1 protein-coding gene and 1 pseudogene are annotated in these 2534 nt (G+C 72.4%); one reads left to right on the top strand and one right to left on the bottom strand.

All coding sequences use genetic code 11. From position 1 onward, the window contains the following. Positions 1-393: pseudogene (locus SACPADRAFT_RS25260) on the top strand (hypothetical protein); the annotation flags it as partial. 167 nt (positions 394-560) lie between these two features. On the opposite strand, the gene SACPADRAFT_RS0202925 reads toward SACPADRAFT_RS25260, so the two are convergent. Continuing rightward, complete coding sequence (locus tag SACPADRAFT_RS0202925; RefSeq protein WP_007027252.1) at positions 561-2297, bottom strand: EAL domain-containing protein; 1737 nt, start codon at positions 2295-2297, stop codon at positions 561-563. Between the last annotated feature and the right edge of the window lie 237 nt (positions 2298-2534).

Genomic DNA, 2534 nt, shown 5'->3' with positions numbered 1-2534 from the left:
CGGCGCGGAGCCTCCCGGATGCCGGGCGACGGGCTGAGCGGCTGGACGGTGTCCCACCGGGTGCTCTTCCTGGCCGGTCCGGGCGAGGCGCCCGCCCGCGCGGGGGAACTCGCGGCCACGGTCGTGGACGAGGCGGGCCGCACGGCCGGGGAGGTGGTGGGACTGCGTGCCGACGACGGTGCCGAGGACTCCGGGGGGCGGTACCTCCATCCGGCGGACACGGTGACCGACGAGGCGATCACCGCCCTGTGGGACGACTACGACGCCGCCGAGGACGACCCGGGCGAGCCCGCCGCACTGGCCCGTGTGCTGGGGCTGGCCGCCGTGCACACGTGGCGTCGGTTCCGCGCCGGGGCCGGGTGCCGTTTCGGTGAGCGGAATACGATCGACTGACAGGGTGTGCGAAGGGTCCACCGTGTCGTATGCTCAGCGGAGCCGGCGACGACGCTCGGCGTCCGCGCCGGCCGCCCGCGCGCCCGTTTCCCTCCCCAGGGCGCCGCAGTGGTGACGGTGTCCCGGTGCTGAACCCCCAGCAGCACCGGGACACTCCACTCACCGGGTCACCGGTGCACCGCGGACCCGTCCCCGCGACCCGGTGCCGGCCGCGGACCGCGGCCGTACAGCACCTCGGGGTCCCGACATCCGGGTCTGCCGTTGACCCAGCTCGGTCCGGCGATCTCCTTGGCGTGTCGCTTCAGTGGTGCGAGCAGCCGGGAGACCTCCCGGTAGTCACGGACCGACGGGGTCGCGCACACCAGGGTCGCCAGGGACACCGACACGGTCAGGGCCCCGGCGGACCAGTGCGTGCGCAGGAGCCGGTCGGCCACGTGCGTGATCCCGTCGGTCGCACACACGATCAGGAAATCGTCCCCGCCCACGTGACTGACGGTGGTGCCCGGTGTCTCGGTGGCGAGTCGGCCGAGTGTGTGCCCGAGCGTGCGGATGAGGTCGTCGGCGGCCGCGAAACCCGCGGTGTCGTTCACGTCCTTGAAGGCGTCGACGTCCAGCCACCCCGCCACGAACGGTGTGCCGTCCCCGAGACGCCGGTCGACGTCCCGGGCGACGACATCGCTGCCGGGCAACCGGGTCAGCGGGTTCAGCGACGCGGCCTCCTCCACCCGCATCTCGGCGAGGGCCCGCACGATCTCGTTCGCGGGGACGACTCCGGTGCAGCGTCCGTCGCGGTCCACCACGACGATCTCGTCGCCCACCCGTTCGGACCGGGTACGGGCCAGAACCTCGAAGAACCGCGCGGTGTCCGCGGTGTCCGCGAGGACGTGGGGACGGTCCGCGAGAGCGGCCGCGGGGCGGTGGGCGTGCAGCGCGTGGCCGAACGGCCCGGTCACGCCGAGCAGGAACCGGGTGCGGTCAATCGACCACTGTGGACGACTCTGATCGTCGACGCCGACGATCCCTCCCGGTGGGTCCTGGTCGACGAGGATCGACCGGACCTCCTCACAGGTCGCCTCCGCGGGCAGGGTACGGGCGGGGCGCAGGAAGTCCACCAGCGACAGCCGCGCACGACGGTGCGGGATCGCCGGGTGTGCGGGCACCGCCGCGGTCGCCGGACCGCGGCGCGCCACCGACGGGTCCGCGGACAGCAGCTCCCCCTGGGCGAGGCGCACTCCGAGGGAACCGAGCACATCCAGATGACCGGTGCGCTCGACCCCCGTGGCCACGAGGTGTCGGCCGGTGCGGTCGGCGAAGTGCACCAGTGACTCGGTGAGCGCGGTCGTCGTGGTGTCGGTGCCGATCCGGCACAACGTCGTCCGGTCCAGCTTGACCATGTCCACGGGCGATCCGGACAGGACGTTGAGCGGGACGTCGCCGGCGTGGAACCCGTCCAGCGCCAGCCGGAAGCCCCGGGACCACAGATCGCGGATTCCGGCGAGAAGTGCCTCGGGTGCCATTCCGTGAAACGGCGGTCCTATCTCCAACACCACGTCGTCGGGTCGCCGTTCCACCCGGGCGAGCGTTTCCAGCAGTGTCGTCAGTGCCGACGGTGCGGAGGCCGCGGTGAGTGCGGTGATGTTGAGATGCAGCGTCCGCGCCCGGTGCCTGCCGGGGACGGACCGCAGCGCGCGCGTGGCGAGCCCGAGGTCCACCTGCACCAGTCGGCCACGCCGGTGCGCACTGTCGAGCAGGTCCCGGACGGAGCCGGTCAACGGCCTGGTGAGTGCCTCGACAGCGACCACGTCCCCGGTACGGAGGTCGTACACCGGCTGGAAGGCGAAGCGGATCTGCCGCGATGCTCTGGCCACGCCGGTACCCACCCGCCTCCGGTTCGTCCCGCGCATTCCGCCGGGGCGGAAATGCCTGCGATCTGCAGCACGATATTTGCATGTCGCCCGATGCGGCGACAAGAGCGGTCGGTCTGTCGGACGCCGTTTTCTACGCCATCCGTATGACATGTGGATGAACGAATGACGGCCCGTGACGGAATAATTCGCGAAATCGGCCCCCTGGGCGTCGCGACGGCGCGATCGACGGTCGGTCGGCGGCCCGGTGGCGCGGCCGGTGCGCGCCGACCGCGG

It is taken from the genome of Saccharomonospora iraqiensis subsp. paurometabolica YIM 90007 (assembly GCF_000231035.2).
GTDB lineage: Bacteria > Actinomycetota > Actinomycetes > Mycobacteriales > Pseudonocardiaceae > Saccharomonospora > Saccharomonospora paurometabolica.
This window is presented reverse-complemented; position numbering and strand designations above follow the sequence as displayed.